Consider the following 21,475-nt stretch of genomic DNA (forward strand, 5'->3'; position numbering starts at 1 on the left):
GCGTCAGTTTCCGCTGTTTTTGCCGAGGAAGCGGCTGTACCAGTCAAGCTCAGGCCGAAGGCTCACGACATCTCCCACGACAATCAGGGCCGGGGGTTTCAGCCCGCTTTTCTCAACATCCTCTGTGGCCTTTTCCAGCGTCGAAACGATAACTTCCTGATCGTCCGTCGTCGCCTTGAAAATCACGGCCACGGGCTCCTCTTTTGGTCGGCCGAAGCCAATCAATCGTTCTGTGATCGTCCCGATGTGCTTAAGTCCCATATAGATAACAATCACGGGAGAACCCTTGGCTATATGTTCCCATTTGACGTTTGGCACTTCGCCGCTCGCGTCATGGCCGGTCAGGAAGGTAACGGCGGAATTGGTTTCCCTGTGGGTGAGGGGGATTCCCGCATAGGCAAGTCCGCCAACGCCCGACGATATGCCCGGAATTACCCTGAAAGGGATATTATGAGCCGCCAGCATCAATGCTTCTTCTCCGCCGCGACCGAAGATATAGGGATCGCCCCCCTTCAGGCGCAGCACCTTCTTTCCTTCTCGTGCAAGAGTGATCAACCGCTCTGTAATATCCGTCTGTTTCGGCGACGGTTTACCACCGCGCTTGCCCGCATATTCAAGAATTGTATCCGGACCAGTCAGGCTCAAGATGTCTTGTCCGACCAGCGCGTCATAGACAAGTACGTCCGCTTGTCTCAGCGCTTCATATCCATATAAAGTCAGCAATCCGGCGTCACCGGGACCCGCGCCAACCAACCAGACAGAACCCGGCTCAAAGGCGGGTAATTTGCTCAATATTTCTTCCATAACCCTCTTTTACACATCTATTCTCATGACGCCTAGCCATCAGTGAGGCCGAGCCCTATAAATGTACTCATGAAAGAAAAAACCGCAAAGGAGCTGCGCTATGGCTGGACCACAGGCGCTTGTGCAACCGCCGCAACGAAGGCGGCGCTGACCGCTCTTTTTGGCGCGGAATTTCCGGACCCGGTGACAATTACTCTGCCGCGAGGTCAGACGCCAGCATTTGCACTGGCAACGGAGGAAAAAGGAACAGATTTTGCGCGTGCCAGCATTATCAAGGACGCGGGCGATGATCCGGATGTCACGCATCTGGCGAGAGTTATTTCCACGGTTCGCCGAGGGGCTAAGGGCAGCGGGATACGCTTTCATGCGGGCGTGGGCGTGGGCATGGTAACAAAGGAAGGGCTTCCGATCTCCGTTGGTGAGGCTGCTATAAATCCTGTCCCACGGAAAATGATGACGGAGGTGGTGACAGAAATTGCCGGGAAGTTTGGCGAACCCGATGATATTGAGATTGAGATTGGCATTGAGAATGGCGAGGAACTGGCACGCCATACGATGAACGGACGACTCGGCATTGTCGGAGGATTGTCAGTGCTGGGGACGACCGGCATCGTTGTGCCTTATTCCTGTGCTTCCTGGATCGCGTCAATTCACCGCGGCATTGACGTTGCGCGGGCAAACAACCTTACGCATCTCGCGGCGAGTACGGGGTCGACTTCCGAAAAGGCGGTTGCTGCGATCTATGACCTTCCCGAAACGGCTCTTCTGGATATGGGCGACTTTGCCGGTGGGGTGTTAAAGTATCTTAAAAAGCACCCTGTGCCGCAGCTGACAATTGCGGGCGGCTTCGCCAAGATCACCAAGCTTGCGCAGGGACATATGGATCTTCATTCGGGGCGTAGCAGTGTAGATTTCAACTGGCTGGCCGATCAGCTGGGTGCCCTTGGGGCGGAAAAGAAACTGGTTGAAATGACGATCGGGGCAAATACGGCAATGCAAGTGCTCCAAATTGCGGGAGAGGCGGAACTACCGCTTGCCGATCTTGTGGCATGCAAGGCCAAGGAGGTTGCATCTGATATCGCCAGTGGAGCCGTCACCATTAATGTATTGATTTTCGATAGATCCGGACATTTGGTGGGCCGAAGCGATGGCTGAGGTTAAGAACATTCTTTTACTCGGAGGGACGGAAGATGCGGTCAGGCTGAATCAAACCCTGGCGGGGCATCCCGGGGCAGTACTGACAACCTCTCTTGCCGGACGCACGCGCAAGCCGGCTCATCTGTCGGGTGAAATTATTGTTGGTGGGTTTGGCGGGGAAGAGGGACTTCGACAGTTCATCACCGTCAATCATATCAACCTGGTCATTGATGCCAGCCATCCCTTCGCTGACAGAATTACCCGGAATGCCTTCAACGCCTGTGCCGCGGCCGACATCCATTTTCTAAGGCTGCAACGCCCCGAGTGGAAGCACCTGCCCGGTGATCACTGGATTTCTGTCGCCAGCGTAGAGGAAGCAGTAAAGAAGCTGAATGGCTTCAACCGCATCTTCCTGAGCGTCGGCCGGCAGGAACTGGCACCGTTCGAAAATTGCAGCAATAGATATTTTCTCGTTCGCAGCATCGAGAAAGCCGATTTTACGCCGCACGAAAGTGACGTAACCTTCATCCAGTCGCGTGGACCGTTTTTGATAGAGGAAGAAATCAGGCTGCTGCGCGAGCAACGGATCGACCTCCTGGTCAGCAAGAACAGTGGCGGAAAGGCGACTTACGCAAAAATCGAGGCAGCGCGGGCTCTGGATATTCCCGTCCTCATGATAGAGCGTCCCGCACTCCCCGATTGCGTCACCTATTCAGAGATTGATGACCTGGTTGCCGCGATTGGTTTTTAGGCTGCAAGTTTATACGTTCCGCTTGGGCCGGAGGACATGCACATGATCGGCGTGATAAAGGGCGCTGTCCCGATAGCCTTTCGCGTCCAAAACACGGCCGACTATGATCAACGCCGTTCTGGTGATCTTCTCCGCGCGGACTTTCTCCCGGATATCTGAAAGTGTGCCCCGGATTATCTGTTCATCCGGCCAGCTAGCACGAAATACGACGGCAACCGGGCAATCCTCGCCATAATGCGGGATAAGGTCGGCCGTCACATTCCGGAGATTTCGAACGGACAGGTGAATGGCAAGAGTTGCGCCGGAGGCACCGAGGGTTTTCAAATCCTCCCGATTTGGCATGGCGGTCGCCTTCATGGAGGTCCGGGTGAGGATCACGGTCTGGCTCACTTCTGGCAGGGTAAATTCCGTCTTGAGCGCGGCCGCCGCGGCAGCAAATGCCGGTACGCCGGGGGTGATAGTGTAATCAATGCCGAGATCATCAAGGCGACGCATCTGTTCGCCGATGGCGCCATACAGGCTGGGGTCTCCCGAATGCACCCGCGCAACATCGAGGCCTTGGTCATTTGCTTTGATCATTTCGTTGATGATCTCATCAAGGGTAAGCGGCGCGGTATCAATGATGAGCGCGTCATTTGGCGCATGGGTCAGAATTTCCTCCGGCACCAGCGATCCCGCATAGAGGCAAACCGGGCAACTGGCAATCAGATCGCGGCCACGAAGTGTAATAAGGTCCGCGGCGCCCGGCCCGGCTCCAATAAAATGGATCGTCATTTCTCTGTACCTGCTTCTATCTTGCTGTCTGCATTTTTCCCGCTGTATCCACGGGGTGTATAAGCCCAGCTTTTTGCGCCGGAATTCGTTGTGGTGAGGCGGCTTTCACTGGACCCGACCATGACCAGCGTGAGCATATCAATCGCCTCCGGATCAAGATCACTTAACGTCACAAATGAAACGCTTTCTGTTTCTCTGCCCAGATTGCGCGCAATAATTACCGGTGTATCTGTCGGGCGGTGCTCAAGCAGAATTCTTTTTGCCGCGTGAAGCTGCGTCCGGCGTTTAAGGGAAACAGGATTATAAAATGAGATGACGAAATCCCCCTCCGCAGCGGCTTTAATACGTTTCTCGATCACCTCCCAGGGGGTAAGCAGGTCGGAGAGCGAGATGGTGCAGAAATCATGTCCCAAAGGGGCGCCCGCTCGGGCCGCCGCTGCCTGCAAGGCGGATATGCCGGGCGTCACCTGTATATCGAGGCGGCCCCAATCCGGGTTTTCCTCACGGTCAATAAGTTCGAACACGAGCGTGGCCATCGCGTAGATACCGATATCCCCCGACGAGATAAGCGCGACATTCTTGCCTTCTGCGGCCAGATTCAATGCCGCGCGGACCCGCTTTTCTTCCTCACCGAGACCAAAGTCATGGCGCGTCTTTCCTTCAACGCTGTTTCCCAAGAGATCAAGGTAAAGGCCATAAGCAACAAGATCCGTCGCGTCCTCTATCAGGCGGCTCGCCTCCGGGGTACGCCAGGGTTCCTGTCCGGGCCCAATTCCAATGACCGAGAGTTTGCCCTGTCGACGTCCGATACTGTCACTATCGATCGGGGTCGGGGATTCGGCGACGGCACAGGTCGCTCTTTGTGATTTTTCTTTTGGGATGATCAATTTTCCTTCTGGTCCGGCAGCGGCGAGCGCCGCCCCTTCACTGACGCCATAGCATCCAACCTCCTTTAAGACAATGTCAGAAGGTGTCGCGAGGCGCGGGGTTTCCGCCGCCAGTTCAGCAGCGGAGAAAAAACGCGGGTGTAGACCGAAATGAGCGGCGACTGCGTGAACCGCTGCTTCATCTGATTTCAGGTCGATCGAACAAACCGCGCCAACGGCAAGCGGGCTAAGGCCCACGGCTGTCAGCGTGCTTTTTGCAAGCCTGACAAGGTCGCCGGGCGGCGTATTCCGTTCACATCCCACACCAAGTGACAGCGTTTTCGGATGATATAGAAGTCGGTCTTCTCCGCCTTCGCCGGCCTTAGGTGTCACTTCAATTGTCAGCGTCCCGTCAGTCGCAAATGGCAGGTCCGAAGAGCTCAACCATTCGTGCGTACCCTCAAGACGAATTTTTTCACCTCCCAGAAGCCGGGCAATAAATCCTTTTATATGTTGGGGATTGGCGAGCGCCAGATCGCGCGGGGGCGCATCCAAGGCGATATTGAAATGAATGTCGCTGGCCGTTGTGATTGCCGCATGGGCACTGAGCTTGACCGCAATTTCCCGGGCCAGATTATTGGCGCCGTGATGGCCACCCAGCAAGGGTACGATATTGCTTCCGTCGTCCGCAACAGCAATCACCGGTGGCTCGGTCAGCTTGTTCCGCAAAACCGGGGCAAGGCAGCGAATTAGGATCGCCGCGGCACAAATCCCGATAATTGGCGTCCCGGCCCGAAACAGCTCCTGCAGATGCGTCGCTGTTTGAGTGAAAGTGAGGTCGGTTTCCTCAGTGCGTCCGGCGAGTCCGTGAAGGAGCGCTTCCGGATATGCCCGTTGTAATTTCTCTGCCGTTTCACGGCCACTTTCATTCAGGAGAATTATGGCTATGGGGGAAGTCATTTCCATGCCTGCCCCCGTTTGTGAATGAGGATCATGGAAAAATAGGGCGCCGCATCGTCCGGGACGTCGGAGAGGGGAAGGATTCGTTCTGTCTGCATTGTCGCGCGCTCAATATACCGGGCGTTTTCTGCCAACCCGAGGTCGATGATGATATCGCGCACACGGGAGAAGTGCCGCCCGACTTTCATAATGGCTGCGCTATCGGTATCGCGGAGCCGGTCGCGCAATATTTCAGAGGGAAGTGGCGCGGGCAGCACGGTCAGGATATCATTCCGCGCCGAAAGAGGCGATTGCAGCGCTGTCGCGCAGGCGGTTAGCGAGGAGACACCTGGAACCACTTCGACGGGATATTTCTCGGCAATACGTCCAAATAAATACATGAAGGAGCCATAGAAAAAGGGATCCCCTTCACAAAGGACAACGACGTCCTCTCCATTTGCAAGATACTCGCCCAGCTCTTCGGCCGCATCATCATATGCGGCCTGCGCGGGGGCACGTTCGACAGTCATCGGGATGCGCACGGCAATTTCTGTTTTCGGCTCCGTCAAGTGCGGCGCTATGATCGCCCGGGCAAGGCTGTCACCATCTTCAAGCGCCGGATAGGCAAGTACCTTTGTCGCCTGCAGCAGCTTCAGTGCTTTCAGGGTGATAAGGTCCGGATCGCCCGGGCCGATCCCGAGACCGTAGAGAGTGCCTGTCATTCTTTTACCAATCGTATTTGGGTTACCTGGCGGAAGGGTTTCCAGCTTGTGAAACCACCAATTTTTTCCGCACGTGAAATGTTATGCCGGGTTAATGTCCCGCCGAAGCTGTTATGGATTTCAAAGAGGCGTAGTTCGCCTTCAATGGTGACGGCATTGGCTACCAGTCGGCCGCCCTGTTTGAGGGACGACCAGCAGGAGTCAAAAACGCCTTCATGGCTGAGGCCGCCGCCGACAAAGATGGCGTCCGGTGCGCTGAGGTTAGATAGGGCGTCTGGCGCTGTTCCCTTGATCAGTTTCACCTGAGGCACGCCCAGCTTCCGGCAGTTTGCCTCGATCAGAGCTTGGCGATCTTCCCGGGGCTCGATAGCATAGGCGCGGTTCGCCTGATGGCACCGCACCCATTCTATGGCGATGGATCCTGAGCCGGCACCAACGTCCCAGATAAGCTCTCCCGGAAACGGGGCAAGGGCGGATAGCGTTGCGGCGCGGATTTCCTGCTTGGTAATCTGGCCATCGTGATCGAAAGCGTCGTCGGGAAGGCCCGGCGTCCTCGAAAAGACTCGTGCTGCTGGCTCTTTCGGGCATTGAAGGGCGATTGTGTTGAGGTCGCGAAAAGTTTTGCCACGAAAGTCGCGGGCAATTCCATGATGTGTTTTCTCTGAAGGGCCGCCCATATGTTCCAATACGGACATTCCTGCCTCTCCAAGGCCGAGGGTTTGGAGATGCTGGGCAACATCAGAGGGGGTTTCGCCACTATCTGATAGAGCAAGAATCCGATTGCCGGGTGCGAGATGCGTAATGAGCAGGTCCAGCGGCCGGCCATGAAGGGTGATCTGCTCGGTCTGTGATAGATCCCATCCAAGACGGGCAGCGGCGAGGCTGAACGCGGAGACGGCGGGGAATATTGCCAGTTCCTCCGCCGGCAGTCTTTTCGCAAAGGTCACGCCGATGCCGTAATGCATCGGATCACCCGTCGCGAGAATGCAGATATTTTCCCCGCGCCGCGCCAAGATTTCCTCAACCAGAATCATAAGCGGGCTTGGCCATGTTTTTCGTTCCCGTCCATCCTCGGGCAGCATGGCAAGATGCCGATCCCCGCCGACCAGCAGGGTCGCGTTCTCAATTGCCTGCCGGGCGGCAGGGGAAATATTCTCCAGCCCGTCTTCGCCAATACCGATTATGCTGAGCCAGGCCGTCATTTGGATTTTCCTGCGAGGCTGGCGAGCGCATTGAGGGCGGCGGCGGCCATTGCACTTCCGCCTTTGCGGCCGCGCAAGGTGATGTAGGGGACATCGAGACGACTGTCGATCATGGCCTGCTTGGATTCGGCCGCGCCGACAAATCCGACTGGAAAGGCAAGGATCGCGGCCGGCTTTGGGGCGCCATTCTCTATTTGCTCAAGGAGGTGGAACAGGGCTGTCGGTGCATTGCCAAAAACAGCTACGGAATTCTCGACCCGATCGAGCCAGAGGTCGATCGCAGCGGCAGACCGGGTGGTTTTTTCCCGTGCGGCAATGTCAACTGTTTCCGAATTATTCAAGGTGCAAATGACGTCATTATCTGCGGGTAAAAAACGCCGGATTATCCCATGCGTAACCATTTCACAATCACAGAAAATGGGCGCGCCATTGCGCAGTGCCGCAATAGCGGAAGTGCAGATATCCCGGTGATAGGAAAGGTCAGGTAATATCTCCGGCATGCCGCAGGCGTGAATTATGCGGGTGGCTACCGCCTGCAGTGCCGCATCAAAGCCTGCGAAATCAGCTTCGCGCTCGATCGTCGCGAATGACTCTGCATAGATTGCGGCGGGGTCGCGAAGATAGTCATACATAGCGTCAGTTGCCACTTTTCTTCATGCTCACCGGCCCCAGGGGATGATCCGCATGGGGATAGGGATGATGGTGATGATCGTGGTTATGGTCATGCGAATGGTCGTGGTCATTATCATGATGATGGCCATGGTTATGGTGATGATCGTGGGAATGGTCCGCTGTGCCCGTACCAATGCCCTCCACATGATGATGGTGGCTTTCCTGCTTGAGACCAACCTCATCCTCGAACCCGAGCGCCTGTTCCCGGTACTTGCACATGCCGCAGTTCATATTGTTTTGGCCCAGGAGAATTTCCTCGACCCGATCGGCGAAACAGTCGAGCACCAGCGGGTGATCATTGAGATAGGGTGCCTTGATAAACTCGATATCCGGATGGGCTGCGGCGACCTTGTCCGTATAATCATAGATGCGATTGACGAGAACACCGGTAAACAGGAAATAGGGAAAAACCACAATCCGTTTATATCCAAGCCGGGCGGCATGCTCCAACCCCGGCTCCACGAGCGGGAAGGTCACGCCGGAATATACCGTCTCTCCCCAACCAAAGCCCAGCCCTTCCCATAGGAGGCGCATAACCTTTGTAACGTTGGAGTTGGCGTCCGGATCCGACGCACCACGCCCGACGACGACCAGCATGGTTTCATGCATGGCTACATTATCTTGGGCACTTGCGAGCGCTTCCTTGATACGTTCTCCGGCCGCGCGGATCATCTTAAGGTCGATGCCCAGCTCGCGCCCGTAGGAAATAGTCAAGCCCTCATGCTCGGCCGCATACCGGTTGAGAACGGAGGGGATATCATTCTTTGCATGGCCCGCGGCGAAAAGCATGCCCGGAACGGCAAGGATATGGTTATGACCACTCTCTCGAAGCTTGTCCAAGCCATCACGAATGATGGGCGTTGCAAATTCCAGGAAGCCCGATTCCACCTGATACTGGGGAAGGCGCGCCGCGATCCCTTCTGCGACGGAGGCGAATTCGCTGACCGCTCCCTTGTCGCGGCTACCGTGGCCACAGACCATTACGCCGTATTTTTCCGTCATATCAAGCTCCAGTTTCTGCGCGCATCACGTTCCGCGCTGGTGTTAGTATTAGGGGGGCACATTGGCCTGGGTCAACAGATTCAGGATTGACGCATCTGCTTCCCCATATCATGTTGAGCCGATGTCCAGCATATTGTTCATCTCCAATACGGCTTTTTTCACGCCGCCACTGATTATCCTGCTGGCGATGATTATCGATGCGCTGGTCGGTGATCCAAAGTGGCTCTACCGGGGTGTTCCGCATCCGGTCGTGTTGTTGGGCAAGCTGATTTCGGTGTTGGAGTCGGGCTTTAACAAATCCATTGAAAGCAATAGGCGTCGATTTATTGCAGGGGTGCAGTCCAGCGCCATTGTCATTGCCGTTGCCGCAATTGCGGGATATGTCATCGCGGCTCTCTGCCAGATCATTCCGGCGGGTATGATCATTCTTGCTCTGCTGGCGAGTAGCCTGATCGCCTGGCGTGGGCTCTATGCGCATGTTCGCGATGTGATGGTCGGCCTGAATACCAGCCTTGAGGAAGGGCGAGAAGCCATTTCCCATATTGTCGGGCGGGACCCCGAGAGCCTTGATGAGAGTGCAATCTCGCGCGCCGCCATTGAGTCCCTTGCCGAGAATTTCTCCGATGGGACGGTGGCCCCGATCTTCTGGTTTGCGGTGTTGGGGTTGCCGGGACTTTGTGCCTACAAGGCGATCAATACACTCGATAGCATGATTGGGCATCGAAACGGGAGATATGAATATTTTGGCAAGGCCGCTGCGCGGATTGACGACGCGGTCAATTATATTCCTGCGCGGCTGACAGGTTTTTTGATCGTCATTGCTGCCTGCTTGGTAAGAGGGGCAAACGCGAAGAATGCCTTCAAGGCGATGTTCAGGGATGCGCCTCGTCACAGGAGCTTTAACGCCGGCTGGCCGGAGGCGGCAATGGCAGGTGCGCTTGGCATCGCGCTTGCCGGGCCGCGTATCTATGATGGTGTCGAAGTTCCGGATCACTGGATGAACGAAGCGGGCGTACGAATGGCAGGGCCGGATGACATCTCTCGCGCCCTCCTTCTTTACCGGGTGGCAGGAGGCTTGATCATGGCGCTGCTTCTTGGTCTCGCCTTCGCGATATACAGCTTTAGCTGACGCCATTGGCAACCTCCAGCAGGCCATCAAGGTCAAGATGATGTTCCAAATGATCTGCGAGTTTATCTAAGGTATTCTCTACAAGATTCTCAAAATTATCAATTTTTTCGTTTCTATATTTAAACCGGTTAATAAATTTATTACGGAATTCATCACTTGCAAACAATCCGTGCAGATAGCCGCCCATAATCCGGTTATCAGGCGAAATTGCCCCATCGGGACCGGAGGCAAGGGTCACGAATGGCCGGTCGAGAGCCGGACCGTCAGTGCGGCCGACATGCATATGATAGCCCCGGATCGGAGAGCCGGTCAGATGTTCTGTTCCATCCTCCTCGACCAGTTTTTTCTCCGCGGTTAGCGTGGTTTCGAAATCGAGTAAGCCGAGCCCGTCTATTGTTCGGGCGGGTCCTTCAATGCCTCCGGGATCAGACAGCTGGCGACCAAGCATCTGATAGCCGGCGCATAAACCGATGACCGTCCCGCCCTGCCGGACATGGGCCTGGATATCGATATCCCAGCCTTGCATCCGGATAAAATCCATATCCGCAAGAGTGGCCTTTGAGCCCGGCAGCAGAACTACATCCATGCCGGCGGGAATGGAAGTGCCGGGCCGCACCATATGTACTGTCACGCCAGGTTCCGCCATCAAGGGGTCCAGATCGTCGAAATTGGCAATGCGGGAAAAAACAGGGACGGCGATATTCACGGTGTCTTCGCGCGGGGCCTGCGACGTGATCGAGAAGGCATCTTCGGGGGGCAGGTGATGTGCCTTTGTAAAAAAGGGCAGCACACCGAAGTTTTTATAGCCCGTTTTCTCAGTTATAATCTTCAGGCCATCGTCGAAGAGGGAAACATCTCCCCTAAATTTGTTAATAATATAGCCCTTCGTTCGCTGCTGTTCAGACGGGGAGAGCAGCATATGCGTGCCGACAATCTGCGCGATGACTCCGCCGCGATCGATATCCCCGATCAGGATAACTGGCACATTGGCAGCTTCGGCAAATCCCATATTGGCAATATCATGGGCGCGGAGGTTGACTTCTGCGGGGCTGCCGGCGCCTTCTACGAGCACGAGGTCGACGCCCTCACCAATCCGTTGGAAACTTTCCAGTACCTTACAGAGCAGTTCGGGCTTCATTTTTTGATAGTCGCGCGCGACAGCCGTGCCATACATTTTCCCCTGGACTATCACTTGCGCGCCAACATCGCTCTGAGGCTTCAAAAGTACCGGGTTCATGTCATTGCGGAGGGGCGTTCTTGCCGCCCGTGCCTGCAGGGCCTGTGCCCGCCCGATCTCGCCCCCTTCAATCGTGACGGCAGCATTATTCGACATATTTTGCGGCTTGAACGGCATGACTTTCATCCCCCGATTGCTGTAGGCGCGGGCCAGCCCGGCGACAAGCAGCGACTTGCCGACATCCGAACCCGTTCCTTGCAGCATGAGGGCAGCCGACATCAGAATTCAATCCCGACCTGTGCCTTGACGCCCGAGCGGAAGGGGTGCTTGATCTGCGTCATCTCAGTGACCAGATCGGCAACTTCGATCAATTCATCCTTGGCGTTCCGACCGGTGACGACAACATGAAGCTTCTCCGGTTTGTTTTTTAGAAACTCGATCACTTCAGCTAGCGGCAGGCTGTCATAGCGGAGCACAATATTCAGCTCATCAAGGATAACCATGTCATAGGCGGGGTTATCGCCTCGGCTCGCCTCGATCATTTCCTTGGATTTCTCCCAAGCCTTTTCGGCGGCACGGATGTCGCGCTCCCTGTCCTGGGTTTCCCAGGTAAAGCCTTCGCCCATGGTGTGAATTTCGATCTGGTCGGGAAAGGCTTCCAGGACCTTCCGCTCTCCCGTTTCCCATTTTCCCTTCACATATTGTACGACGCCGACCTTCATGTCGTTTCCGATCGCGCGAGCCGCGAGGCCAAAGGCCGCCGTCGATTTTCCCTTGCCTTTGCCGGTATGGACAATCAGCAAGCCTTTCTCGATTGTTTTTGTCGCCAGCATCTTGTCGCGAGCTGCTTTTTTCTTTGCCGCCTTTTCATTGGCGCGGGCGATTTCTTCCGGGGTCAGCTTGGTGGTCATCGGGTTCCCTCCCGTTTCAGCATTGCAAGGTCATCGTGAATAGTGTTGCGTCGGGGACGCCAAAGGTCGCGGTCAAGCGCTTCCTGAAACCGGTCAGCCATTTCGCTCAGGGCGTCAGGGTTATTCTCTTTCAGGAAGTCACGGACCCGGCCATCCATCAGATAGGCATCGAACACGGCATCGAAGTGGTGATCCTTCACCGCCTGGGCCGTTGCGGCAAAGGCGAACAGGTAATCGACGGTGGCCGCCATTTCAAACGCGCCCTTGTAGCCGTGGCGCATCACGCCCTCGATCCATTTCGGATTGGCGGCGCGGGCCCGGACAACGCGGCCCACTTCTTCCTCCAGCGTCCTGATTTTCGGGCTTTCAGGACGTGAATGGTCATTATGATAGACAGTCGGTTGCGTGCCCTTGATATGCCGGACGGCGGCCGCTACGCCACCTTCAAACTGATAATAATCGTCACTGTCGAGGAGGTCATGCTCCCGATTATCCTGATTATGGATAACGGCCTCCACATGGCCGAGCCGCTGTTCGAACAAGGATTGCTCTGCCTTACCTTCTTCGCCTGCACGATAGGCGTAGCCGCCCCAGGCGATGTAGGCGCGCGCAAGATCACCGGAATCAGTCCAGCCTTTTTCATCAATCAAGGCCTGTAATCCTGCCCCATAAGCGCCCGGCTTGCTGCCGAATAGTCGATATCCGGCGCGGTTCTGCGCCTCCTCTTGCGAAACGCCGGACTGGATAAGGGTTTCCGCATCTAACTTGACCCGAGCGGCGAGGGGGTTGGTTTTCTCGTCCTCATCCAATGCAGCGACGGCGCGAACGGCACTGTCAAAAAGCGCCATCTGTTGTGGGAAGGCATCGCGGAAAAATCCGGATATACGAAGGGTTACATCAACGCGGGGCCGATCCAGCAAGCTGGCGGGCATGATCTCAAATCCTGTCACCCGGTTTGAGGCTTTGTCCCAGGTCGGCCGGACGCCCATCAGCGCAAGCGCTTGCGCAATATCATCCCCGCCGGTCCGCATGTTGGACGTGCCCCAGGCGCTGAGGATCATGGTTTTCGGCCAGGCACCATTTTCCTGCCGAAAGCGGTCGACAAGAAGTCCTGCGGACTTCCAGCCCAGCAACCAGGCTGTCGGGGTCGGGACCGCGCGACTATCGACAGAATAGAAATTCCGCCCCGTCGGAAGCACATCATTCCGGCCACGCGTCGGCGCACCGGACGGTCCGGGTTCGACAAATTGTCCGTTCAACCCTTTAAGAAGGCCGGTTAACTCCGCGTTGCCGCTGGTTTCGACGGTCGGCCGCAGATGATTCTCAAGGCTCTTCAGCACCGTCTTTGTCCGATGCCAACTTTCATCTGGTGTAGTTTCACCGGAAACAAGGGCCGCCGCAAGCAGTTCGATCCGCTCAACGGTATCGCCATTGGAACGCCAGGTTCCTTCAAAATCAAGGACCTCCGGTCGGATGCCTGTCCATTCTGCGCCCATCTCACAATCGAGCGGGTCGAAATCCTCCAGCAAATTGAGATCCAGCGCGATGCCGCGGATAAGGGAGGCATTCGCGCCGTCGCCATCTCCGCGTGGAATGCGTAGGAGCGCGACCAACAGATCGGTAAGCTGTCGCCCGGTAGGCGATCTTCCGAAAATATGAAGACCGTCACGGATTTGCAGTTCCTTCAATTCGCAAAGATAATTATCGAGCTTGGTGAGTCGTTCATCCTCCGGCTCATCTTGTGCGATCCCGCAGTCAATATCGATGCCCGACATCTCTGTCAGCTCAAGAATCTGCTCCCTGAGCAAGGCAATGCGGCGAGGGTCCACACCGGCGGCCTCATAATATTCATCGACAAGCCGTTCCAGGTCGGCAAGCGGGCCATAGCTTTCCGCACGGGTCATGGGTGGCGTCAGATGATCAATGATGACGGCGCTCGCGCGGCGCTTCGCCTGCGTTCCCTCGCCGGGATCATTCACGATAAAGGGATAGAGATGCACTGTCGGGCCAAAAACAGCCTCTGGATAACATTCGCGGGAGAGTGCGACGGATTTTCCGGGCAGCCACTCCATGTTACCGTGTTTCCCCATATGGACGACGGCGTGAACCTGTTCTTCCTCCCGAAGCCAGGCATAGAAGGCGAGGTAGCCGTGCGGGGGAACGAGGTCCGGGTCATGATAGCTCGCTGTCGGGTCGATGTTATAGCCGCGTGCGGGCTGGATGCCGACGATCACATTGCCGAGTCGACGGGCTGCGAGGAGAAACTGCTCCCCTTCGATGAACGGATCACTTTCCGGGTCGCCCCATCTCTCGGTGACGTCTCTTTGCAGTCTCTCCGGCAGTGTGTTGAAATACGCGCGATAACGGGAGAGGGGGTAAGCAATGCCGCTTTCCCTTTTTGCCTTCCCGCCCCGGTCATTCGTCGGGCCGTCCAGTAAATCCTTTATCAGGGCATTCCCATTCTCGGGAATGCTTGAGACCGAGTATCCTTCGGACTGCAACGCTTTCAGGACTTCGATGGAACTCGCCGGGGTATCAAGGCCAACGCCATTCCCAATCCGGCCGTTCTTGTTGGGATAGTTCGCAAAGATCAGCGCGATTTTCCGGTTCGTTGCCTGCGTGTTGCGCAGCCGCGTCCAGTTCGCCGTAAGATCGGCAACGAAATCCACCCGGTCCTGCACAGGTTTATAGGCGATAATACTCGTTTGTGTCGCCTCGTCATATCCTCCATCAGTTTTGAACGAGACAGCACGGGATAGGATCCGCCCGTCAACTTCAGGCAACGCGACATTCATCGCTATATCCCGCGAGGACAGTCCGGTAACACCCTCTCTCCATTGGTCTTCATTGCCGCCGGAGAAAATCACCTGCAGAATTGGGCAATCGGCACTATCAAACGGGGTGCTCTTCCGTGTGGCGCCGGGGCTGGAAATCGCAAAGCCGGTGGCGTTGAGTAGAACGGATGGTGGCGCTTCCCGGAGCATATGCTCCACAATCTCAGCTGATACGGGATCCTTCAAGCTGGAGACAAAAATGGGAAGGGGATTAAGGCCGCGTCTAACCAGAGCATCGATCAGCGCATCCACCGGTGCAAGGTTATTGGCCTGATAAAGCGCCCGGTAAAATATAATGCCGGTAACCGGTGCGTCTTCTTTCCAGATTTTGCGGAGATCCGAGAGGCCCGGTTGCTTGCGGCCTGGCCAGTATAGACCGACTTTTAGCAAAGGTTTAGGTTCACGCCACTCTGTTGTCTGGTCCAGCAAGTAGGCGCAGTAATCAAGAAAGCCCGCATAATTCTCCTGGCCGCCTTCCACCAGATATCGCCAGAGCCGGTGAGATGTATCGTGGGGTACTGTATTGAGGGCGGCGAGTTCTTCGTCCGGATTATCGTCACCCGGCAAAAACGCGAGCTTTATTCCTTTCGCACGACAGCAGTCCGTGATTTTTTCCACCGCATAGGGCCAGTAGCCGATTCCGCCCAACAGGCGGACAACCACCAGCTTTGCGTTGGCAATCATATCCTCAACATAGATATCGACGGAAAGATTGTGGGACAGTTGCATTGTATTGGCGAGCCGGAGGGATGGCGCGCCTGAGCGACCCTTCTGACTTAGAGCAAGGCTTGAAAGCTCTGTATCCGCCGCGGACAGAAAGATGATGTCGCCCGGTGCCTGCGCCAGGTCGACTGCTTCCGATCCATCGGCGATGCCGCCGGGTATGGCCGCGAGAAGATGCATGCTAGCCCAGAATTATCTTGGTGACGGCGGCCTGATCCATATCATGCTCACCAATTATCACGAGCTTGCTGACACGTTCCTCATCGGTGGCCCATTCCCGGTCAAAGTAATGCTGTAACCGGCTTCCGACACCCTGCAGAACGAGCCTCATGTCCTTGTCCTTGACTGACAGGAAACCCTTCACTCTTAAAATACCTTCTGCTGCGATGGCATTTTCCAGCTTGGCAATCAGTGTCTCTGGCGATGTGATTTCCCCGACCTCCAGAACAAAACTGTCAAAGTCGTCATGCTCGTGTTCATCCGCATCGTCATGAACTGACGGACGGGCGTCGAGATCATCTTCCGCCGCCGCCCCAAGACCGAGCAGAACCCGGGCATCGATCTTGCCGTGGCTTGTCTGGAGCATCTTCACCTGTGGGCGGAGACGGTCTTTCAATTTAGCCGCTGCCGAGGACATTTCGGACGCAGCGATTAGGTCAGCCTTATTGAAAATGATCATATCCGCACAATTGAGCTGATCATCAAACAGTTCTTCGAGCGGGCTGTCATGGTCCAGCATCTCATCCGCTTCACGCTGCGCCTGCACCGCGTCAGGATTGGCGGCAAACAGGCCGTCACGATAGGCCGGCCCGTCGATCACGGTCACTACGCCGTCCACCGTTACCTGCGTTCTTACTTCGGGCCATCCGAACGCCCGGACCAATGGTTTCGGAAGCGCAAGACCTGAGGTCTCGACGATAATATGATCGGGACGATCTTTCCGGCTCAGAATTTTCTGTATGGTTGGGAGGAAGTCATCGGCAACCGTGCAGCAAATACAGCCGTTGGCAAGCTCGACAATGTCTTCTTCCGTGCAATTTTCATTGCCGCATCCCTTGAGGAGTTCGCCGTCGACGCCGAGATCCCCGAATTCATTGATAATAAGTGCTAGTTTTCGGCCGTCCGCATTCTCGATCAGGTGGCGAATCAGGCTGGTCTTGCCCGCGCCAAGGAAACCGGTGATAACGGTTGCCGGTATTTTCTCACTCATATCATTACTCCGGGGAAAGAAGTCGCGCAGGCCAATGGGTCGGCCGAGCAGGGGCGTTTGGAATTAGGGTGCGGATTTCGCAATGTCATTACGCTCATCATGATCCTCCGTCATGCAGCAGAAATTGATACAGTTGATGGCAGGTCTCCTGGCTTGCGAATGGCACCGGCACTTACCTTCCCGATTATCTCAGTGGTTTTATGTGCCGGCTAGTCGCATACAGTTGCGGGGACAGCCGCGGCCTTGATCCATGGATCGCACCGCATTCCCTTATAATCCCTGATTGGGAACCATCGGCGGCGACGCTACGGCGGAATGCCGTTTCTGTCAATCCATTGGCGACGCTTTTATCGTTTTGCCCAGCTGTTAAGTCTTCCTTCCAGGCGAACCCAGTCGGTTTCTGTTCTAGGCAGCCCGAAACGAAGTCGTTCGGGATGATCCGGAAAGGTGCGAACCAGAATTGCGCCTTCGCAAAGATGTTGGAAAAGTGAGGGAGAATGGGGTGATTCTGTCAGGCAGAAAAGGTCGGTTCCGCCAATGATCTTGAGATTTGCAGCGCCCAGCAGGGCAGACAATCGCCTCGACGCCTTTTCCAACTGGTTGCGGGCGCTGGCGATCCAGGTGGTATCGGACAGGGCCTGTGTGCCAATTTCGAGCGCAACGCCACTGATCGCCCAAGGACCCACTTCCTGCTGGATAACGCGGATAAAGTCCGGCGGGCCAGCGAGGAAGCCGAGACGAAGACCCGCGAGACCGAAAAACTTCCCGAAGGATTTCAGGATTAATATGCCGTCATCAAGCAACTCAGGCATGAGAGACAATTCCGGCATGACGTCCGAGAAGGCTTCATCAATAATAAGGCAGCCATTTCGCGAGGTGAGTGTTCTTGCTAAATCCCGCAGCGTCGATCTGTTGTAGGTGCGCCCATCAGGATTGTTCGGATGCACAAGAATGACGATGGTTGTCGTATCCGGTATCGCGGAAATGTCGTCGACTTCCCTGACGCGGTGTCCTGCGCGCCGCCAACAGGCTACATGTTCATTGTAAGTTGGTGTAAGGATGGCAACTTCTGTTAATGGTGTCAGCCGTGGCAGCATCTGAATGGCGGCCTGAGTGCCGGGAAAGGCACAAATATCGGCCTTTCCGGAAAGGTCATAATATTGGCGGGCGGCCTTAATCAACCTGGCCTCATTCTCAAATCCCGGTAACCGTCGCCAATGATCTTCTGCCAAAGGAGGAAGCGGATATGGCACCGGGTTAATTCCCGTGCTTAAATCCAGCCATTCCGACAGGTCGTGCCCGAACTTTGCCTGTACATGTCCAAGGTCGCCGCCATGAAACTGGCGCGTCTTCTCACTCTCTCGCGGAAAAGTCGGGATCATCTCGTCATCGTCTCCGTAAAACTGCCCCGTCATAGCAGAATGCAGTTTGTTTTCGCAATTTTATCCTGTAGTTTCATGCCCATGACGGAGGCAGCAACACATAAAATTGTCGTTAGGGATCTGTATAAGAGCTTTGATGGCGTGCCGGTTCTGAACGGTATAAATCTTGAGGTGAAAGCTGGCGAGATTTTGACCCTGATCGGCCCTTCCGGTGCCGGCAAGACACTGACGCTGAAATGCATACTCGGGTTGATCAAGCCCGATAGCGGCTCAATCCTTCTTGACGGGGAGGAAGTCAATGACATGCCGGAGAAGGACAGAATGGAATTTTTTCGGAAGTTCGGCATTCTGTTTCAGCGTTCAGGATTGTTTGATGGATTGCGGGTGTGGGAAAACATCGGCTTTCGCCTGAGCCAGCAACCGGGCATGAAGAAGCAGGATGTCAAGGCAATGGCAATCGAGAAGCTGCGTTCGGTTGGCCTGTCGGCGGATGTGGCGGATTTATTCCCGGCGGAACTCTCGGGCGGTATGCAGAAACGGGTCGGGTTTGCCCGTGCCATCGCTGGAAATCCTCCGATCCTGTTCCTTGATGAACCAACGGCAGGCCTTGACCCGATCATGAGCAATGTCATCAATGACCAGATTTTCAATAATGTGCGGGAACTGGGCAGCACGGTTATGGCGATAACCAGCAATTTGCTGACAGCACGTATTATCTCGGACCGGATCGCCATGCTGCATGAAGGACGGGTGGTGTGGTCTGGAGATGTTCGTGAAGCCGGGCACACTGATAATCCATATGTGACGCAATTCTGGAACAAGCGGAAAGACGGACCAATCCAGATGTCGGTTTCGACGGTTTCAGGCTGATTTTCCGCCATTTTTTGATCACGCAAAGTATCTGATAAGCGTCTAGCTCGTGCCTTCTTAGATAGTCAATGTGACATGGTTCCCATGAATGATGGTGAAAGCGACAGCCTGGCAGCTTCTGATTTATTGACGCCAAGGGATAATCTTCCGTGGCGTAGTGAGGCGCCGACCCTGAAGGGATGGGCGCGTCCTTTCATAGTTGATAATCAGGTCACCCGGGCGCATAGAAAGTCTATTATCGAGCAAGAAAGGACGGAACGGACAATCCTTCGTGATACGGTGGACAGCGAACTCGCGCGGTTATCGTCGACAAAGCGGCGTTTCTGGATTGCAGAGTATAAATTCCTTGAAAAGCAGCTGACATTCCGCCAGCTCGTCGCCTATGCACCATCTTTCCTGAGCCTTTCACGATTGATGCCCGAAAAACTGGTCTATTGTCGACGGATGGTTGTCCGGAAATATCTGGAGCAAAACACCCTGCCAAAGTCCGCCTTTGTCGCGAAGTTATGTCGGCAATTCGTGCGTACCAGCGCGCTATTCTATCCGGCGGAAAAGCTGATTGAGGCAGTCGAGAAATTCCTGTGTCTCGCGGCGAGGTCGGCGGATCAGTCGAAAGCGGTCAACCGGCACCGGGTTGCCATGGAGGTACGCGCCTTGCATTTGATGAGCGATCGGGAAATTTGTGACCAGTTCAGATGTGAGGAAGAGTATTTGAATGAGCTTGAATTACTGACCCGGTATGCGCGTCATTATCGACTGACCATCGATGATATTTTCCGGATTTCGGCGGCTGAAATCCGTCGCTTCTGGAATATTGAGGGTTAAAAGCAGGTAACACCGCAAAAAATCACCCTCGATTGAGTCCGCTTCTTGCGCTTTTTACCTCGTGATCGTACCCTTTCAGTATTACCGCTTTCAAGCAGGCTCCATAGCTCAATATGCATCAACTCACTGATATAGCCATCATCGCGACGATTGCCCTGATTTTCGGGATGATTATGACACGTCTAAAGCAGCCGGCAATCGTCGGATATCTGCTTGCAGGGATGGTGCTTGGCCGTTCGGCTTTCGGGTTTGTAGAGAGCCGGGAAAATGTCGAGATACTGGCCGAACTTGGGGTTCTGATGCTTCTCTATTTGATAGGGATGGAACTCAATCTGAAATCATTTATGCGTATCTGGAAGACGGCCATCGGGGGTGTTATCCTCCAGGTGGCGGTTTCCTACGTCGTTGTGGGACTTATTGCGTTATTTCTGGACTGGCCGTGGGAGTTGACGCTGCTTCTGGCGTTCAGCTTGTCGATCAGTTCGACCGCTGTCGCCGTTAAAATCCTTGAAGACATTGGGGAGCTGCATCAAAGGACAGGCAATATTGCCGTTGGGCTTCTGATTGCACAGGATCTTGCCGTCGTGCCCATGCTGCTTATTGTGGGCAGTCTTTCGGGGGAGTCGCTTAATATTTCCGTTCTGGTTCTGACCCTTGGGCTAGCGGTCGCTTTCCTGATCGGACTTATTCTCTTTCTCAGTCGCAGGGAACGCATCCATCTGCCGTTTCTGAAAGTGATTTCGGGCCATGCGGACCTTACCCCGCTTTTCGGGATTGTATTCTGCCTCGGGCTTGCAGCGATCAGCGGCCTCCTCGGGATGTCCCCGGCGTTTGGGGCGTTTCTCGCGGGCCTCATCATCGGGAACAGCCAGGAACGGAAGGGTATCGTCGAAGCAACACAGCCGATCCAGTCGATCCTGCTGATGATTTTCTTCCTGTCCATTGGCTTGCTGATAGATGTGACCTATATCTGGCAGAATATTGGTCTTGTCCTCGTCATGCTGTTGATCGTAATTGTCGGGAAAACAGCCATCAATATTGTGATTCTGCGGGTGACAGGCGTTGATTGGCGGTCCGCATTTATTGCCGGCACGGCACTGGGTCAAATCGGGGAATTCTCCTTTCTCCTTATGGCCACGGGCGGCGCCAGTGGATATGTATCGCGAGACATTTCGCAATTGATGATTACCGTGATTGCGTTGAGCCTGATGATCAGCCCGCTCTGGCTTTTAACGGCGCGGCGGGCGCAAAGTGTCGCGGCCGGTCAGGCCAGCAATTTCCAGCTTTTCTGGAACAAGGCCTATGGTAAGGAAACTCTTGCCGTCGTTCGTGTTTTCAGGGCAACGACGGGATATGTCGGGTCGTTAATGGGTGGAGCCTCGTCACCGTCGCCGGCGTCAACCCAAGGAAATTCTGAAGAAATGGAGCATCCTTCTCGCGCAGAGGGTTCCGAAACCATCATCCAGAGCGAAGATGCCGCGTCCTATCAGGCGTTGCTTGAAAGCGAGCGCGGGAGCGATCACAAAGACGGAAACTAGGGCCGTC

At 55.3% G+C, this 21,475-nt stretch carries 18 protein-coding genes and 1 riboswitch; of the genes, 6 read left to right on the forward strand and 12 right to left on the reverse strand.

Going from position 1 to position 21,475, the window contains the following annotated elements; all coding sequences use genetic code 11:
- Positions 1-3: 3 nt before the first annotated feature.
- Positions 4-804: a uroporphyrinogen-III C-methyltransferase gene (cobA, locus tag J0X12_RS11100; protein ID WP_420497073.1), complete on the reverse strand. Its 801-nt coding sequence runs from the start codon at positions 802-804 to the stop codon at positions 4-6.
- 69 nt (positions 805-873) lie between these two features.
- Here cobA and J0X12_RS11105 point away from each other — a divergent pair, with 69 nt between their 5' ends.
- Both J0X12_RS11105 and J0X12_RS11110 read left to right on the forward strand, forming a co-directional pair.
- Positions 874-1,959: a cobalt-precorrin-5B (C(1))-methyltransferase gene (locus J0X12_RS11105; protein WP_207045651.1), complete on the forward strand. Its 1,086-nt coding sequence runs from the start codon at positions 874-876 to the stop codon at positions 1,957-1,959.
- A complete protein-coding gene (locus J0X12_RS11110) occupies positions 1,952-2,692 on the forward strand; it encodes a cobalt-precorrin-6A reductase (protein ID WP_207045654.1) in 741 nt (246 codons plus the stop codon). The genes J0X12_RS11105 and J0X12_RS11110 overlap by 8 nt, the downstream gene beginning before the upstream one ends.
- Before the next feature lie 9 nt (positions 2,693-2,701).
- Here the strand turns inward: J0X12_RS11110 and cobM are convergent, their stop codons facing one another.
- From cobM to J0X12_RS11140, 6 genes are read right to left on the reverse strand one after another with little or no spacing between them, the layout of a single operon-like run.
- Positions 2,702-3,466, reverse strand: coding sequence for a precorrin-4 C(11)-methyltransferase (gene cobM / locus J0X12_RS11115; RefSeq protein WP_207045655.1), 765 nt, complete (start codon positions 3,464-3,466; stop codon positions 2,702-2,704).
- The gene (cobJ, locus tag J0X12_RS11120; protein ID WP_207045657.1) at positions 3,463-5,298 is read right to left on the reverse strand and encodes a precorrin-3B C(17)-methyltransferase; all 1,836 of its coding nucleotides are present in this window, start codon (positions 5,296-5,298) and stop codon (positions 3,463-3,465) included. The genes cobM and cobJ overlap by 4 nt, the downstream gene beginning before the upstream one ends.
- On the reverse strand, positions 5,289-5,993 hold the full coding sequence (cobI, locus tag J0X12_RS11125; RefSeq protein ID WP_207045658.1) for a precorrin-2 C(20)-methyltransferase: 705 nt from the start codon (positions 5,991-5,993) through the stop codon (positions 5,289-5,291). Before cobI ends, cobJ begins: the two co-directional genes overlap by 10 nt.
- Entirely contained in the window at positions 5,990-7,195 is a 1,206-nt protein-coding gene (gene cbiE, locus J0X12_RS11130) for a precorrin-6y C5,15-methyltransferase (decarboxylating) subunit CbiE (RefSeq protein ID WP_207045661.1), read from the reverse strand. Before cbiE ends, cobI begins: the two co-directional genes overlap by 4 nt.
- Positions 7,192-7,827 carry a precorrin-8X methylmutase gene (locus J0X12_RS11135; RefSeq protein ID WP_207045893.1) on the reverse strand — a complete coding sequence of 212 codons (636 nt, stop codon included), beginning with the start codon at positions 7,825-7,827 and terminating at the stop codon, positions 7,192-7,194. The genes cbiE and J0X12_RS11135 overlap by 4 nt, the downstream gene beginning before the upstream one ends.
- A 4-nt stretch (positions 7,828-7,831) precedes the next feature.
- Complete coding sequence (locus J0X12_RS11140; protein ID WP_207045663.1) at positions 7,832-8,869, reverse strand: sirohydrochlorin chelatase; 1,038 nt, start codon at positions 8,867-8,869, stop codon at positions 7,832-7,834.
- Positions 8,870-8,930: 61 nt separating this feature from the next.
- Here J0X12_RS11140 and cbiB point away from each other — a divergent pair, with 61 nt between their 5' ends.
- The gene (gene cbiB / locus J0X12_RS11145; protein ID WP_207045665.1) at positions 8,931-9,998 is read left to right on the forward strand and encodes an adenosylcobinamide-phosphate synthase CbiB; all 1,068 of its coding nucleotides are present in this window, start codon (positions 8,931-8,933) and stop codon (positions 9,996-9,998) included.
- Here the strand turns inward: cbiB and J0X12_RS11150 are convergent.
- The 5 genes from J0X12_RS11150 to cobD all read right to left on the reverse strand — a co-directional run bounded on the left by J0X12_RS11150 (position 9,991) and on the right by cobD (position 18,268).
- A complete protein-coding gene (locus tag J0X12_RS11150) occupies positions 9,991-11,454 on the reverse strand; it encodes a cobyric acid synthase (protein WP_207045668.1) in 1,464 nt (487 codons plus the stop codon). The genes cbiB and J0X12_RS11150 overlap by 8 nt on opposite strands.
- Positions 11,454-12,086, reverse strand: a complete 633-nt coding sequence (gene cobO, locus J0X12_RS11155) for a cob(I)yrinic acid a,c-diamide adenosyltransferase (RefSeq protein WP_207045670.1) — start codon at positions 12,084-12,086, stop codon at positions 11,454-11,456. The genes J0X12_RS11150 and cobO overlap by 1 nt, the downstream gene beginning before the upstream one ends.
- Positions 12,083-15,823 (reverse strand): cobaltochelatase subunit CobN, encoded by a 3,741-nt coding sequence (gene cobN / locus J0X12_RS11160; RefSeq protein WP_207045672.1) that lies wholly within the window; start codon positions 15,821-15,823, stop codon positions 12,083-12,085. The genes cobO and cobN overlap by 4 nt, the downstream gene beginning before the upstream one ends.
- 1 nt (position 15,824) lies before the next feature.
- Positions 15,825-16,853: a cobalamin biosynthesis protein CobW gene (gene cobW / locus J0X12_RS11165; RefSeq protein WP_207045674.1), complete on the reverse strand. Its 1,029-nt coding sequence runs from the start codon at positions 16,851-16,853 to the stop codon at positions 15,825-15,827.
- A 121-nt stretch (positions 16,854-16,974) separates the two neighbouring features.
- Positions 16,975-17,163, reverse strand: a riboswitch (cobalamin riboswitch).
- Between the two features lie 37 nt (positions 17,164-17,200).
- On the reverse strand, positions 17,201-18,268 hold the full coding sequence (gene cobD / locus J0X12_RS11170) for a threonine-phosphate decarboxylase CobD (RefSeq protein ID WP_207045676.1): 1,068 nt from the start codon (positions 18,266-18,268) through the stop codon (positions 17,201-17,203).
- 48 nt (positions 18,269-18,316) lie between these two features.
- Here cobD and J0X12_RS11175 point away from each other — a divergent pair, with 48 nt between their 5' ends.
- The 3 genes from J0X12_RS11175 (at position 18,317) to J0X12_RS11185 (ending at position 21,468) form a co-directional block, all read left to right on the forward strand.
- Complete coding sequence (locus J0X12_RS11175) at positions 18,317-19,105, forward strand: ABC transporter ATP-binding protein (RefSeq protein WP_207045679.1); 789 nt, start codon at positions 18,317-18,319, stop codon at positions 19,103-19,105.
- 84 nt (positions 19,106-19,189) lie between these two features.
- On the forward strand, positions 19,190-19,930 hold the full coding sequence (locus tag J0X12_RS11180) for a hypothetical protein (protein WP_207045681.1): 741 nt from the start codon (positions 19,190-19,192) through the stop codon (positions 19,928-19,930).
- Between the two features lie 113 nt (positions 19,931-20,043).
- The gene (locus J0X12_RS11185; RefSeq protein WP_207045683.1) at positions 20,044-21,468 is read left to right on the forward strand and encodes a cation:proton antiporter; all 1,425 of its coding nucleotides are present in this window, start codon (positions 20,044-20,046) and stop codon (positions 21,466-21,468) included.
- The last annotated feature ends 7 nt before the right edge of the window (positions 21,469-21,475 follow it).

Source organism: Sneathiella sedimenti (assembly GCF_017313765.1).
Classification (GTDB): Bacteria; Pseudomonadota; Alphaproteobacteria; order Sneathiellales; family Sneathiellaceae; genus Sneathiella; species Sneathiella sedimenti.

Bases quoted from the DNA above. Each gene is read 5' to 3' on its own strand.
- cobA (WP_420497073.1), bottom strand. From the start codon at position 804: ATGGAAGAAATATTGAGCAAATTACCCGCCTTTGAGCCGGGTTCTGTC.
- J0X12_RS11105 (WP_207045651.1), top strand. From the start codon at position 874: ATGAAAGAAAAAACCGCAAAGGAGCTGCGCTATGGCTGGACCACAGGC.
- J0X12_RS11110 (WP_207045654.1), top strand. From the start codon at position 1,952: ATGGCTGAGGTTAAGAACATTCTTTTACTCGGAGGGACGGAAGATGCG.
- cobM (WP_207045655.1), bottom strand. From the start codon at position 3,466: ATGACGATCCATTTTATTGGAGCCGGGCCGGGCGCCGCGGACCTTATT.
- cobJ (WP_207045657.1), bottom strand. From the start codon at position 5,298: ATGGAAATGACTTCCCCCATAGCCATAATTCTCCTGAATGAAAGTGGC.
- cobI (WP_207045658.1), bottom strand. From the start codon at position 5,993: ATGACAGGCACTCTCTACGGTCTCGGGATCGGCCCGGGCGATCCGGAC.
- cbiE (WP_207045661.1), bottom strand. From the start codon at position 7,195: ATGACGGCCTGGCTCAGCATAATCGGTATTGGCGAAGACGGGCTGGAG.
- J0X12_RS11135 (WP_207045893.1), bottom strand. From the start codon at position 7,827: ATGTATGACTATCTTCGCGACCCCGCCGCAATCTATGCAGAGTCATTC.
- J0X12_RS11140 (WP_207045663.1), bottom strand. From the start codon at position 8,869: ATGACGGAAAAATACGGCGTAATGGTCTGTGGCCACGGTAGCCGCGAC.
- J0X12_RS11150 (WP_207045668.1), bottom strand. From the start codon at position 11,454: ATGTCGGCTGCCCTCATGCTGCAAGGAACGGGTTCGGATGTCGGCAAG.
- cobO (WP_207045670.1), bottom strand. From the start codon at position 12,086: ATGACCACCAAGCTGACCCCGGAAGAAATCGCCCGCGCCAATGAAAAG.
- cobN (WP_207045672.1), bottom strand. From the start codon at position 15,823: ATGCATCTTCTCGCGGCCATACCCGGCGGCATCGCCGATGGATCGGAA.
- cobW (WP_207045674.1), bottom strand. From the start codon at position 16,853: ATGAGTGAGAAAATACCGGCAACCGTTATCACCGGTTTCCTTGGCGCG.
- cobD (WP_207045676.1), bottom strand. From the start codon at position 18,268: ATGACGGGGCAGTTTTACGGAGACGATGACGAGATGATCCCGACTTTT.
- J0X12_RS11175 (WP_207045679.1), top strand. From the start codon at position 18,317: ATGACGGAGGCAGCAACACATAAAATTGTCGTTAGGGATCTGTATAAG.
- J0X12_RS11180 (WP_207045681.1), top strand. From the start codon at position 19,190: ATGAATGATGGTGAAAGCGACAGCCTGGCAGCTTCTGATTTATTGACG.
- J0X12_RS11185 (WP_207045683.1), top strand. From the start codon at position 20,044: ATGCATCAACTCACTGATATAGCCATCATCGCGACGATTGCCCTGATT.